The 13,198-nt window shown below is 72.4% G+C and carries 12 protein-coding genes; 8 read left to right on the top strand and 4 right to left on the bottom strand.

Features of this window, described 5'->3' with window-relative positions; genetic code table 11:
* The first annotated feature begins 408 nt into the window (after positions 1-408).
* A complete protein-coding gene (locus WA762_RS09700; RefSeq protein ID WP_335934823.1) occupies positions 409-1,017 on the top strand; it encodes a DUF2975 domain-containing protein in 609 nt (202 codons plus the stop codon).
* The gene (locus WA762_RS09695; RefSeq protein WP_335934821.1) at positions 1,014-1,244 is read left to right on the top strand and encodes a helix-turn-helix domain-containing protein; all 231 of its coding nucleotides are present in this window, start codon (positions 1,014-1,016) and stop codon (positions 1,242-1,244) included. Before WA762_RS09700 ends, WA762_RS09695 begins: the two co-directional genes overlap by 4 nt.
* Before the next feature lie 277 nt (positions 1,245-1,521).
* Here the strand turns inward: WA762_RS09695 and WA762_RS09690 are convergent, their stop codons facing one another.
* The 3 genes from WA762_RS09690 to WA762_RS09680 form a co-directional block, all read right to left on the bottom strand.
* Positions 1,522-1,884: a hypothetical protein gene (locus WA762_RS09690; protein ID WP_335934819.1), complete on the bottom strand. Its 363-nt coding sequence runs from the start codon at positions 1,882-1,884 to the stop codon at positions 1,522-1,524.
* A gap of 199 nt (positions 1,885-2,083) precedes the next feature.
* Positions 2,084-2,857, bottom strand: coding sequence for a helix-turn-helix transcriptional regulator (locus tag WA762_RS09685; protein WP_335934816.1), 774 nt, complete (start codon positions 2,855-2,857; stop codon positions 2,084-2,086).
* Between the two features lie 31 nt (positions 2,858-2,888).
* Positions 2,889-4,592: an amidohydrolase gene (locus tag WA762_RS09680; RefSeq protein WP_335934814.1), complete on the bottom strand. Its 1,704-nt coding sequence runs from the start codon at positions 4,590-4,592 to the stop codon at positions 2,889-2,891.
* A 314-nt stretch (positions 4,593-4,906) separates the two neighbouring features.
* On the opposite strand from WA762_RS09680, the gene tsaD reads away from it, so the two are divergent.
* Together tsaD and WA762_RS09670 are read left to right on the top strand one after the other, a co-directional pair.
* Positions 4,907-5,977, top strand: a complete 1,071-nt coding sequence (gene tsaD / locus WA762_RS09675) for a tRNA (adenosine(37)-N6)-threonylcarbamoyltransferase complex transferase subunit TsaD (protein ID WP_335934812.1) — start codon at positions 4,907-4,909, stop codon at positions 5,975-5,977.
* 155 nt (positions 5,978-6,132) lie between these two features.
* On the top strand, positions 6,133-6,807 hold the full coding sequence (locus WA762_RS09670; protein WP_335934811.1) for a GNAT family N-acetyltransferase: 675 nt from the start codon (positions 6,133-6,135) through the stop codon (positions 6,805-6,807).
* A gap of 170 nt (positions 6,808-6,977) precedes the next feature.
* Here WA762_RS09670 and WA762_RS09665 read toward each other — a convergent pair whose 3' ends face one another.
* Positions 6,978-7,556, bottom strand: coding sequence for a hypothetical protein (locus WA762_RS09665; protein WP_335934901.1), 579 nt, complete (start codon positions 7,554-7,556; stop codon positions 6,978-6,980).
* A gap of 527 nt (positions 7,557-8,083) precedes the next feature.
* Between WA762_RS09665 and WA762_RS09660 the strand changes: the two genes are divergently transcribed.
* The 4 genes from WA762_RS09660 to WA762_RS09645 all read left to right on the top strand — a co-directional run bounded on the left by WA762_RS09660 (position 8,084) and on the right by WA762_RS09645 (position 13,138).
* A complete protein-coding gene (locus tag WA762_RS09660; protein WP_335934809.1) occupies positions 8,084-9,298 on the top strand; it encodes an outer membrane protein assembly factor BamB family protein in 1,215 nt (404 codons plus the stop codon).
* A gap of 407 nt (positions 9,299-9,705) precedes the next feature.
* A complete protein-coding gene (locus tag WA762_RS09655) occupies positions 9,706-10,209 on the top strand; it encodes a hypothetical protein (RefSeq protein ID WP_335934807.1) in 504 nt (167 codons plus the stop codon).
* Positions 10,179-11,600: a hypothetical protein gene (locus WA762_RS09650; protein WP_335934805.1), complete on the top strand. Its 1,422-nt coding sequence runs from the start codon at positions 10,179-10,181 to the stop codon at positions 11,598-11,600. Before WA762_RS09655 ends, WA762_RS09650 begins: the two co-directional genes overlap by 31 nt.
* Positions 11,597-13,138, top strand: coding sequence for a vWA domain-containing protein (locus tag WA762_RS09645; protein ID WP_335934803.1), 1,542 nt, complete (start codon positions 11,597-11,599; stop codon positions 13,136-13,138). The genes WA762_RS09650 and WA762_RS09645 overlap by 4 nt, the downstream gene beginning before the upstream one ends.
* Positions 13,139-13,198: the final 60 nt, after the last annotated feature.

Here is a 13,198-nt window from a genome sequence, read left to right as displayed (position 1 = left end):
TCGGCCGGTGGCCTGTCGGGGCGGGATCTCACCCCGAGATGTCGTCGTCCCCTGCCATGTCTGGTCTCCTCGATACACGATCAACGTCGGGGCGAGCTTAGCAGCGGCCCGTGACGAGTTCCCGGTATTTTCGCCGCCCCGGCCGCCCCTCTCCGGCTTTCTCTCCCCGGCTGCCTCTCCCCGGCTGCCTCTTCCCGGTCGGCCTTCCCCGGCCGCCGCGCCCTGCCCGTCGGCCCTGACGCGTGCCCCGCCCGGGCCCTTTCCGGACTCGGCGGTCGGCGGCCGGGTGCGGTCCGCGGGCCCGCGACGGCCGTTGATCGCGAGGTCTCGCCGGGCTCGACGCTGTCGGGGTGTTCCACTGGCTTATCGTTATTCGATAGTATCGATAAACGATAAGGAGGTTCGTCTGTGGGCGCGAAGTCGTGGTGGAGCCGTGGCGACCAGCGAGCGCTGGAGCTGGTCTCCGGGCTGGCAGTGGGGCTGGTCGCACTGTTCGGGGTGCTCATACCGCTCCTGGGGGTGGTCGGCGCCTGCGACCCGATCGACACACGGGAGGTCCGGATCGAGGGAATGGCGTCGGCCCCGAGGCCGATGCAGGGTGGCGGGCTGTCCATCGCGAGCACCGATCTGGCCGAGCTCGCCTTCTCCCATCCCGCCTTCGGGCAGCGGCTGCTGCTCGCGCTGCCCGAGATCGTCGACGGCGTGCTGCTGATCGTCGTACTCGGCCTGCTGTTCCGGATGGCCCGGAGCCTGCGCGAGGGCGAGGAGTTCACCGCGCGGAACATCGGCAGGCTCCGCGCCATCGCGGTGACGGTCTTTCTCATGGGTGTTCTCACGCCGCCGCTGGAGGCCGTCACGACGAGTTCGCTGCTGCGCGGCACGGGAGCCGAGGACCAGGTCCCGTTCTCCTTCACCTTCTCCTTCCACTATCTGCTTCTCGCGCTCCTGATCGCCGCCGTCGCCGAGGTCTTCCGGCGGGGCGTCCGCCTGCGCGCCGACACGGAGGGCCTGGTGTGAAGGAACCGGCGTCGGAACACGGCATCGAGGTCCACTTGGACCGGCTGCTGGCCGAACGCGGGATGACGCTGACCCAGCTGGCGGCCAGGGTCGGCGTCTCGGTCGTCAACCTCTCCGTACTGAAGAACGATCGCGCCAGGGCGATCCGCTTCAGCACGCTCACCGCGCTCTGCCGCGAACTTCGCTGCCAGCCGGGGGACTTGCTCGGCTATCGGGAGGGCGATTAGGGCGATTCGTCAAACCGCCGTCCGCCGTGCGACGCCGGTTCGACGGCATGGCCCGGGTCGTCAGCGGGGTGTTCACCTCGGGGCCGGTGACGATGGTCCTGCACCGGGCTTTTGACAAGTACTTGCTGAGAATTCTAGGAGGCGCGGTGGCGTAGCGCGACCAGGCTTGCGGTGCGAGGTCCCCTGGAATGCGTCCAGGAGACAGGGGCCCTCGCACCCCGCGTGTGTTCTGCCTCCGGAGTGTCTTGCCGGGCAATACGTTCTACAAGGAAACTTTCTACAGGGGCGAGCAGATGAGTTCTTCGGTCTTTTCCTTGTAATCCTGTATTTCGCCTGCCTCGTATCCCGCTTCCTTCAGGCTCTGCATCAGCGATTCCATGTCACCGCACAGGCGGGGGCGCTGCCGGGCGAGGTAGGATTTGACGCCTTCGGCGTTCAGATCTTCCCATGCCCGTTTGATCTCGTCGTTCTTCTCATGCTGGTAGGAGAACTCGACCCATTCCTTTTCCCGGTCCGTCAGGCGGGATGTGTCGACAGGTGTTTTGCTTCCCCCGCATGAGGTGGTCAGGAGAGCGCATGCCACCACCATGAGACATATGCGCGCTTTCTTCACAATGCCCTCGTCTGTGTAGACAGCCAAGGGCGCATCCTATCCACCGTGCGTGACAAACAGCCGAGGAGAAATACCTCGGTTCGCGCTGTGCTCGTGGAGGCCGCGCGCCCTTCGTCCTCTCCGGTCCGAGGGCGGGCCGTCGCGTGAGTCTGCGGCCGTCACCCCTCGGATGAGCGCGGCCGTCGCGGCGTGCGGCCTGCCGTCGGCGGCGTACGCGCGATACGTGTCAGCGGGCGGGCGCGAGGCCCCAGGCGGCGGCCCGGGCCGCGGCGGCCGCGCGGTTGGGGAGGTCGAGCTTGGCGAGGATGTGCTCGATGTGGGTGCCCACGGTCCGCGGTGTGATGTACAGCCGTTCGGCGATCTCCCGGTTGGTGCGGCCTGCGGTCAGTTCGGCCAGCACCTGGAGCTCCCGCGGCGAGAGCCCACCGGGCCGCCGCACGTCCGGGCGCCGCCTCCCCGCGTCGGGCCCGGCCGCGGCGGGCTCCGCGGGCGGCAGGCCCGCGCGGGGGTCGACGGCAGCGGCGAGGGCCTCGGTGAGCAGGGTGACCACGGCGCGCGCCGGATCGGGCGTGCGCCGTGGCCGGCGCGTGCTGACGTTCAGCATGCCGACGTACCGGCCGTCGGCGGCGAACAGGCACTGGGCCACGCCGTCTTCGATGCCGAGGGGGCGCAGCACCTCCTGGAATCCCGGCGACGCCGCCAGGAGCCGCCGGGGGACGTCCTTGAGCCAGAGACCGCTTTGGGTCGGGCTGCGGAGCACGGGGAACACCGGGTCGCGGTGGAGGCGGGTCTCGATGTAGGCCGTGGCGTCGTCCGGGTAGCTCCCGGTCAGCGTGGTGTGGCGCCGGCGCAGCGGATCCCACCGGGTCAGGGAGGCGTGGTCGTACTCCATCACCTCGGACAGCGCCGCCAGGACCGTGCCGACGCCGCCGCTCCTGGCGGCCGCGCGGACGTGCACGGCCGCGTCCAGGATGTCCGCCGTGCTCCGCTCCGCTGCCATCCCCCAAGGATGATCACGTGCCCGGAATACGTCAATCGCGCAGGGCGTCGTGCACCACCTGCCCGTCCACGACGGTGAGGACGACGGGCATCTCCGGGATGTCGTGCGGGTCGGCGGTGAGCAGGTCCCCGTCGAGCACGCAGAGGTCGGCGGCCTTGCCCGGTTCCAGGGAGCCCTTCCAGTCGTCGGCGAAGTCCTGCCAGGCCGCGTCGATCGTGTACGTGCGGAGTGCCTCGGCCAGGGCGATGCGCTGCTCGGGGCCGCTGACCCGGCCGGCGGCCTTCGACTCGCGCAGCACCATGGTGGCGACGCCCTGGCGCCAGTCCGGGGAGGTGACGGGGGCGTCGGACCCGCTCGCGACGCGCACCCCGGCGTCGAGGGCATCGCGGTACGGCCACGCGTACGCGGCCCGTTCGACGCCGACGAACTCCTCCTCCATGTCGGCGACGGTCCACTTGATGGTGGGGTTCATGTTGACGCCGAAGCCGTGCGCGGCCAGCACCTTCATGCTGCGCGCGGTGAGGAAGTCGCCGTGGATGACGTAGTGGCGGGCGTCGGGCCGCGGGTGCTCGGCCATGGCCGCGGCGAAGGCGTCCGCGACGGTGTCGATGGCCCGGTCGCCGGTGACGTGGACGCCCAGCTGGTGCCCGGCGGCGTGGGCGTGCCGGATCATGGCGCCGATCTCGGATATCCGCTCGGCGTCGGTCTCGCCGCCGACGCACAGGGAGCCGCAGCCGCCGCCGACGTACGGCTCGTGCATCCAGGCCGTCTTGTTGGGGATGATGCCGTCGGCGAAGACCTTGACCCCGTGGATCGCGAGGCGGCGCGGGTCGGCGTCGCCGGACTCGTCGAGGGCGTCGAGCGTACGGGCGAACTCCTCGGCGGTGCTCGTCATTCCGGTGGGCAGGAGCAGGACGCCGACGCGGGCGGTCAGTTCGCCGTCGGCCAGCAGCCGTCGGTAGACGTCGAGGGTCTGAGCGCCGAGTGCGCCCCGCATGAGGCCGTCGCCGCCGGGGCCGAGCCCGGGCTCGGTGTAGCTGGTGATGCCGAGCCGGGCGAGCGTGGCGAGGGTCGACCTGATCGCGTCGGTCCGCTCCTGCCGGCTGAGCGGCGGCAGCGCGTTCTGCACGAGGTCCTGGGCCCCCTCCTGGAGCAGCCCGGTCGGCTCCCCGGACGCGTCCGCGACGATCGCCCCGCCGGGCGGCGCGACGGTGTCCCGGTCGACGCCCATGAGCTCCAGTGCCTTGGAGTTGACCCAGGTGGCGTGCCCGGAGAAGGAGTAGAGGACGACGGGGTGGTCCGGGCTCACGGCGTCGAGGTCGTGCCGCGAGGGCAGACGCGACGGATCGGCGAGGCACTCGTCGAGGTAACCGGTGTCCCAGCCGTGCCCCGTGATCCACTGCCCGCCCGGAACCCGCGCGACGGCCTCCCGCACCGCCCCGGCCACGTCCGCGAGCGAGGACACGGCGGGATGCCCGAGGTCGAGGGAGAGCGGCGGCGTCGCCATGCCGAAGGCGCACCCGTGCAGATGGGAGTCGTTGATACCGGGAAGCAGCGTCGCCCCCCGCAGGTCGACGACGCGGGTGTCGGGGCCGACGAGCGGCTCGACGTCGTCCCGCCCGCCGACGGCGCTGATGATCCCGCCGGTCACGGCCAGGGCCGAGGCGACGGTGAACTCCGCGTCGACCGTCACCACCCGACCGTCGAGGAACACCAGATCCGCATACGTGGCCACAGAAGGTCCTTTCGGAAACCGGGCGCACCACGGCGCCCGTGAACGATCTCCCGAGGACTATGGCCGCGCCCCCTCTCTCCGCACATCGGTCATCCCACCGATACGTGCTCCCGCGGATCGCCGATCGCGGGTCTCGGATCGCGGGCAGGTCCGGGCCGCGACGGTCCCCCGGCGCACGCGCCGCCCGACGCGGCAGCGGCGGACGCCGCGGGCACGGTGCCGGCCCAGGGCGCGGGCCCTGCCGCCGTCGCGCTCACGGAGTATCTTGTTGCAGATAGTTTGCAATTACTCATTGATCGCGAGAAGGGGTTCCGGTGGGCTCTCCGGTGGTGCTGGGGATCGAGTCGTCGTGCGACGAGACCGGTGCGGGGCTGGTACGGAACGGGCGGCTGCTCGGGCACGCCGTGGCGTCGAGCATGGACGAGCACGCCCGCTTCGGCGGGGTCGTCCCGGAGATCGCCGCACGCGCGCACGTCCACGCCTTCACGCCCGTCGTCCGGGAGGCGCTGGACCGGGCGGGGCTGCGGATGGCGGACATCGGCGCGGTGGCCGTCACCACCGGCCCCGGCCTCTCGGGCGCGCTCCAGGTGGGGCTGGCCGGGGCCAGGGCACTGGCCTTCTCCCTGGGGGTGCCGCTGTACGGCGTGCACCACCTGGCCGGGCACGTCGCGGCGGACACCCTGGAGCACGGGCCGCTGCCCGATCCGTGCATGGTGCTCATCGTCTCCGGCGGCCACACCTCGCTGCTGCTGGTACGGGACCTGGCCCGCGACCGGATCGCGCACCTGGGGGACACGGTCGACGACGCGGCCGGGGAGTGCTTCGACAAGGTGGCCAGGGTGTTCGGGCTGCCCTACCCGGGCGGGCCCGCCATCGACCGCGCCGCGCGGGAGGGCGATCCGCGCGCCGTGGCGTTCCCCCGGCCGCTGACCGGACCGCGCGACTCCCGCTACGACTTCTCCTTCTCCGGGTTGAAGACCTCCGCTGCCCGCTGGGCCGAACGGCACCGGCTCGCCGGCCAGGAGCCGCCGCTCGCCGACGGAGCCGCCTCGCTCCAGGAGGCGGTGGCCGACGTCCTGACGCGCAAGGCGGTGGCCGCCTGCCGCGAGCACGGGGTGGGCACCCTGGTCGTGGTGGGCGGTGTGGCGGCCAACTCGCGGGTGCGGGCACTGGCCGAGGAACGCTGCCGGGCCGCCGGGATCGCGCTGCGCGTGCCGCCACCGAGGCTGTGCACCGACAACGGGGCGATGATCGCCGCCGTCGGTGACCTGCTGGTGAGGGCGGGCGCCGAGGCCGCCCCGCTCGACGTCTCCATCGACCCGTCCGCGCCGCTGGAGTACGCCGCCCTCCACCCCGTCGCCCCCACCCCGGCGAGGGCCGCGTGAACAGCCCCGCCGTGCGTCCCGTGAATGCTCCCGCCGGGCACCAGGCGAACGCTCCCGTCGTGCGTCGCGTGAATGCTCCCGCCGGGCGCCAGGCGAACGCTCCCGTCGTGCGTCGCGTGAATGCTCCCGCCGGGCGCCAGGTGAACGCTCCCGTCGTGCGTCGGGTACGCGGCGCGGAACTGCTGCGCCGGGCGGAGGGGGTACGCCGGGCGTACGCCGACGCGTTCGGCTCCGGCTCCGGTATCGGCTCCGAATCCGGCTCCCGCTCCGGCTCCGGCTTCGACTCCGAACTCCCTACCCGCAGCGGCTTCGGGCCCCGGCCCCAGGACGAGGACGGCGGCGTTGTCGGGTGTCGGGACGCAGCCCGGTATCCGGACCGGCTGGCCGGTGATGTCACCCGCCCCGGATTCGTGGCGGCCCTGGCGCTGGACGGGGACGAGGTGCTGGGCTTCGCGACCGGCTGGACCACGCCGTTCCCCTTCCCCTCTGACCGCTGCCATCCGCAGGTGGCGGCCTGCCTGGGCGCCGCTCGGACGGCCGCCTGGCTGTGCGGGGGCCGGGAGATCGACGAACTCGCCGTCATCGGCGCGGCGCGGGGCCGGGGCATCGGCGCCGCGCTCCTGGACGCGGTGACCGCCGACGCGCCGGACGGTCGGTGCTGGCTGCTGACCCCGGTGCGCGCCGAGGCGGCTTCGGCCTTCTACCGGCATCTCGGCTGGACGCAGGTCACCCATCCCGCGCCCGGCGGGAGCGGCCACGCGGCGTTCCTCGGTCCCCGTCACCCGGCCGGCGCCGCCGCCCGCCTTTTCTCCGATCCCTTTACCCCCTGACCCGCACTCCCTGCTGACCCGTACTTCCCGCTGACCCGCGCTCCCCGCTGATCCCCGCTCCCTTCTGATCCACCGGAGTGCCGAACCACGCGCAGCGCCGACCCGACGTCCGCGGCAGGTTCCTCGACTCCTTCGCCGGACCTGGTGCGGGGCGGCGGCCTCCCGCGAGGTCAGCGGCCGAGCACATAGCGGGTGAGGCGCGAGCGGGCTGTCCTTTCGCTGATGCCGAGGTCGCGGGCGATCGCCTCCCAGGCGGGGCCCTCGGGGGTGTCGATGGCGAACGCGGCGGCGTTCCCGGCCCGTTGGGTGAGCCGTTCCAGCGCGGCGGCGGCGCGGAGGGCCGCTGTGGGGCGTTCGTCGGCGAGGGCGGTCAGATGCTGTTCGGCCTGGTCGAGAAGGGTGAGCAGCTCCGCCGGGAGGGGGACCGCCTGGTCCTGCACGTCGGTGATGTGGGCGGTCCAGTCGCTTTCGGGCCCGGTGGTGTCGGTCAGGTAGGGGCGGCGCCGGTCGACCGATTCCCAGTCGACGGAGTAGCGGTGGGGGCCGCGCCAGCCGCAGGAGCACGCGCCGCGCAGCTCGGCGGCGACCGGTGCGCCGAGCGTTCCGTCGTAGACCCACCAGTCGGTGCTCTGGTGCATCGTCGCCCCGCTCCCGACATCGAACAGCACCGGTTTCGGCTCGGTGCCGTCGGCCAGAAGGACGCCCGGCCGGCCCTCGTGCTCGGCCCCGAACTCCTCGGTCTCCCACATCACGAACCCCTCTCTTTGGTCACTCGGCGTCTCAACGCATTCGTTCTGCGACCGACCCTGCCCGCCCCGCACCGAATCCGACAGCCGAATACCCGAACCGGTGAATCCCAGTGGCCATGACCACGAACTCCCGTTCCCCCGAAGCCGGGTGGGGTCGACGTCCCGATCCGACTCGTACGCCACGCGGCCGGACATCGGTACGGAGCCCGTGCGTACCGGATCGGGCGGCGCGTTGCGGGGACGGCACGGTGAGGGGACGGCGTGGTGCGAAGTGGTGTTGGACGCTGAGCGCGGGGCGACGTGGTGCCGGACGCCGTGCGCGGGCGCGGCGTCCGTACGAGGTCGCCAGGCCGCCGCGTCCGTAGCGCTGTGACAGGCGGGTCACAGGGCTGTCCCGGTCGCGTCCCGCCTCTCAACTGGCCGAAAATCGCTGCCTACGCTGATCCGACTCACCGGGCGCCCATACCCGGCGCGCCGGACACCGACATCGCACAGGAACGGGGAACAGGAGCATGAGCGGAGACGGCATGTCACGCCGCCACACGATGAGACTGGCAGGAAAGGGACTGGGGCTGGCGCTGCTCGGGGCCGGTGTGTGGGGCTGCGGGCCGGAGAACGACAACCGCAGCGGCGGCACCGCGCCGAAACCCGGGCGGAAGCCGGAAGGGGCCGGCGGCGAGGAGTCCTTCAGCGCCCCGCCCCCGGGCACCGCGCCCAAAGCCCTGTGGCAGACCGCCGCAGCCAATGACGGGTTGGCCGGAAATGATGCACTCGCCGTGGTGGGCGACCTGGTCATCGTGTCCGGCGACCCCCTGGTGGCACGCGACCTCTCCACCGGTGAGGAGGTGTGGTCCCGGAAGGGCGTCACCACGCCCGGCGCGGGCCTGCTCCTCGGCTCCGGCACCCTCTACCTCGCCAGCGCCGAGTATGACGGGAACATCGTCGGCCTGGATCCCGCCACCGGCAAGGAGACCTGGCGCAGCCGCCTGGGCAGCCAGTACGCGCAGCCCCGGCCGATCGCGGTGGACGACGACCATGTCTATGTCACCGGCGGCATCCTGGACAAGGACTTCAGGACGCCGGACAACGTGGTCGCCGCGATCGACACCACGACCGGCAAGGTCGTCTGGCGCGAGCAGCGCGACCACGGCACGGAGGAGACCGGCATCACCGCGCGGGCCGTGGGCGGCCGCCTCGTCTACACCGACTTCCGGAAGAACCTCACCGTCCGCGAGACCGCGACCGGACGGCAGACCTGGACGAAGAAGATCGAGCGCTCCAACAGCAGCGATTTCGTCGTCCATCAGGACCTGGTCGTCCTCGCCGACGGAGGCCGGCTGCGCGCCTTCGCCCTGGCCGACGGCGGGGAACGGTGGTCGCTCGCCTCCGAGGAGTTCAGCCGGTTCAACGGTCCGGCCGTGCTGGACGGCGTTCTCTACGTGTCCGACAGCGCCCATGGGCTGTGGGCGGTCGACCCCGCGACGGGGAAGAAGATCTGGCACAACACCGACCTTCTGCACGTCGCCTACCCCTGGCGGTTCGCCAAGGCAGGCGGCGCCCTCTACGGGGCGACGGAGTTCGACGAGCACGGTGGCGTCCACGCCTTCGACGCCGCGAGCGGAAAGCTGCGCTGGACGTACAACGACGGCACCGGCGACATCCAGAAGTGGTATCTGGTGTCCCGGGGGAAGCGGCTGGCCGCGCTGCACGGGAAGAAGCTGACCGCCCTGCCGGCCGTGTGACACCGCGCGGGCGCGACCTCGTCGGCGCGGGCGTGGAACGGTGCTCGGCGGAAAAACGGTGAGCGGAACGGCGGCCGGCGGAACGGTGGTGAGCGGAACGGCGGTGAGTGGAACGACGGTCGCCGGCGGAACGGTGGTCGGTCGACGACCACGCCGCCGTCTGCATCCGCCTCGCCGTCCACGTCCACCCCGCCGTCCGCGCCTGCCTCGCCGTCCGCATCCGCCTCGCCGGTGCTGGTTTCGGCCCCCCTGCTGGTTCGTGCGCGCCCGTCCCGTCCGCTCCGGCGCGAGGCGGCTGAGCGTGTGCGGGCGGCGTTGTCAGTGGTCGCGGTTAGGTTCAGCAGTGTTCCGCCGACGTGGCGCGGAATCCCCCTTTCTTGCCTTTTTGTTGCAGAGGAGATGGTGCGTTGTCAGCCCGGGAGAGGTCGAGCACGGCACGGGTCATACCGCCCGCCCGGCCGCGCAAGCTCGCCAAGGTTCCGTTCGTCGAGCTGGCCGACGGACGTTTGCAGGGTGTGGTGTCCAGCGGTTCGGACATCGCGCGGGTCTATGTCTCGTCGGTCGCGGTCGGCACCTTCGCGTTCGCCTGCAGCACCAACAACAACCGGCCCTGCGGCGGCGCGCGCGGCTCGTTCTGCAAGCACATCGGGGCTCTGATCAACGAGGCGGTGCTCCAGTACGGCGCCGAGCGCGTCGCCCGCTATCTGAAGGTCGAGACCGCCGACGGGGAGCCGAGCGCGCAGACCCTCGCCGCCGACATGAGCGCGACGCGCCCCCCGATGGGCGACACCTCGGCCGCCGCGCCCGTCTTCAGCCGGTTCCTGCGCCACCTGGCGTACCTGGAACTCGCCCCGACCACCGCTCCGTTGCCGGAGATGCAGTGGTTCCCGCCGACCAGGGCGGTGGCGTGATGCGCGCCGATCTGCTCGCCGGGGACATCCCGGAACTCGACGAGGCCCTCGCGGCCGTCGACGCCTTCGACCGGGTGCTCGTCAGCGGGCTGCTCCGCCCGCAGCCCGCCCAGGCCGCCGGGCTGACCGGGCTGGCACACGCCGTCGCGGGCACCCCGCTCGCCTACCGGACCGCCGAGGCGGCCGAGAAGGCGGCGGCCGGAGCCGCGGGCGAGGACCACTTCATCGCCCTGGCCGCCGCCCGCACGGCTCTGCTCGGCTCCGTGCACGACGCGCTGACGGCCCGTCTCGAAGAGGCGACCGGCCGGCCCCGCGTGGAGGAGACGGTCCCCCCGGCCGACGGACAGCACGCGGCGAACCTGCTCGCCGCCGCCCGCTCCTGGCTGTCCGACCTGGCGCGCACCGGGTGGCAGGGCATCGACCACGAGCTGGTCTCCGGCGCGGCCCAGGTCGTCTCCGCGATGCTCCCGGACCCGGCCCTGCGCCGCCCGGCGACGCTCCTCGACGGCTTCGCCGCCGAACTCGCCGCGTCCTGCCCGGGCGCCACCCTGGAGCACATCCCGGTACGCCGCTGGGCCGATCTGTGGTCCCGCGCGCTGCTGCTGACCGTGCCCGGCGCGGCCCAGGCGCCCGTGACGGGCACGGCCACCGGCCGCCTTCTGCCGCTCGGCATCGACCTTCAGGAACACCCGACGGCCGCCCAGGCCCAGGTCCACGCGGTGTTCGAGCCGGCCGACGGCGGTGCGCCCCGTCTGGTGCGGGCCGGTGTCGCGGCGCCGAAACCGGACACCGTCGTCGGAGTCGGCGTCTGGCAGTTGCTCCGCCCGCACCTGTCGCTCCTGGCGGCCGTCGGTGAAGGCCGTTCGATGGACCTGGACGACATGCCGGTCACCGCCGAGGGCGACCTGATCTGGAGCGACGAGCACGCCCGCCCGGGCGAGCCCGCCGACGCCTTCGCCACCGCGCGCGTCGCCCTGCCCACCGCCGCCGACGCGGCGACCGCTCCGCTGGACCGGCATCCGGCGCGCATCGCCGTTCCCGTCTTCCTGGAGGGCTACACCGCCCAGACGGACGATGACGACGCGCTGACGTTCACCGTCGCCGGACACGCCCTCGCCGTCGACACCGACCGCATCCCGGCCGCCGGACCGCTCACCCCGGAGGCCGTGGCGGCGTCCGGCGCGTGCATCGGGCTGCTCCGCTGGGACGCCGGGGCGTTCCGCGTCCAGCCGTTGGCCGTCGAGACGACCGTGCGGAAGAAGGCCGTCGTGGTCCACGCCGGGGGATGGGCCGGGGGCACGGCCGACAAGGCCGGCGTCAAGGCGGAGAAGGCCGCCACCGACGCCACCACCGTTCTGCGGGAGCGCGCCGGAAGGCTGTTGCGGAAATGAGCGGACTGAATCCCGAGACGGGAACCGACGAGACCTCCGGGACGGCCGAGGTTCCGGTGGCCGTTCCCGAGGACAACCGCCGTCAGGTCCTGTACTGGCGGCTGCTGGCCCGTCTCTTCGACCACGAGGAGCAGCCCACGCTGGAATCGGCGAGCCTGGCCGTCGTCGAGGACATCGGCCTGCCCGCCGCACTGCTGGACCCGCAGGCGTCCGTCGACTCGGTGGTGCAGCGCCACCCCGGTCTGGCCGCCGAGTTCGACGGCCTGCTGACGCCCGCCCCCGCGCCCGGCCCCGCACCGGAAGGCGCGGGCGACGACGCCGACAAGGACGCACGCGCCGGAGACGGCGAGGGCCCCGGCGGGGGCGCGGAGGGCGTACGCGACCGGGCCGCCGAAGTGCGGCGCGCGGCACTGGTGTCGAAGGTGCTGCTCAACGTCTTCGCCACCGGCTCCGGCACGGTCACCGCCGGACAACTCGCGCGCTGGCAATCCGACGCGGGCTGGCTGGAGCGCGCGCTCGGCTGCAGGCCCGGCGAGCTGCGCGGTGGACGCGGCGGCGGCCGTTCCGGCGGAGGCGCGGCCGGACACGGCGTCAGCCCCACCGGCACCGGCGGCGGTGCCACCGACCCCGACCTCAGCCGGCTGATCCCGGCCATCGGTCCGGAACTCGGAGCCATCGAGGCCGACCTCGTCCGTCGGATGCACCTGCGCGAGGTGCTGGCCGACCCCGCGCTCGCCGCACAGCTCACCCCGAGCATGTCGCTGATCGAGCAACTACTGAGGGACAAGAACAACCTCTCCGGCGTGGCCCTGGCCAATGCGAAGGCCCTGATCCGCCGTTTCGTCGACGAGGTCGCCGAGGTGCTGCGCACCCAGGTGGAGAAGGCGACGGTGGGGGCCCTGGACCGCTCCATCCCGCCCAAGCGCGTCTTCCGCAACCTCGACCTCGACCGCACGATCTGGAAGAACCTCACCAACTGGAGCCCGGAGGAGGAGCGGCTCTACGTCGACCGCCTCTACTACCGGCACACCGTCCGCAAGACGACGCCCCAACGGCTCATCGTCGTCGTGGACCAGTCGGGCTCGATGGTCGACTCCATGGTGAACTGCACCATCCTGGCGTCAATCTTCGCCGGGCTGCCGAAGGTGGACGTCCACCTGATCGCGTACGACACCCAGGCGCTCGACCTCACGCCCTGGGTGCACGACCCCTTCGAGACCCTGCTGCGCACCAACCTCGGCGGCGGCACCGACGGCACGGTCGCCATGGCGCTGGCCCAGCCGAAGATCGCCGAGCCCCGCAACACCGTCGTGGTGTGGATCTCGGACTTCTACGAATGGCGTTCCGAGCCGCTGTTCGAGAGCATGACGGCCATCCACCGCTCCGGTGCCAAGTTCATCCCGGTCGGATCGGTGACCAGCTCCGGCCGCGCCAGCGTCAACCCGTGGTTCCGGGAGCGCTTCAAGGACCTCGGCACCCCGGTGATATCCGGCCACATACGCAAGCTCGTCCACGAGCTGAAGACGTTCCTCACCTAAGGGCTGTCCCGCTGCTTCCGTGCGCATCGGCCCGGCTGTGTGTGCCCGTCGAGCCGGCCG

The organism is Streptomyces tyrfis (genome assembly GCF_037034285.1).
GTDB lineage: Bacteria > Actinomycetota > Actinomycetes > Streptomycetales > Streptomycetaceae > Streptomyces.
Note: the sequence above shows the minus strand (reverse complement) of the source record. Positions and strands in the feature narration are given on the sequence as shown.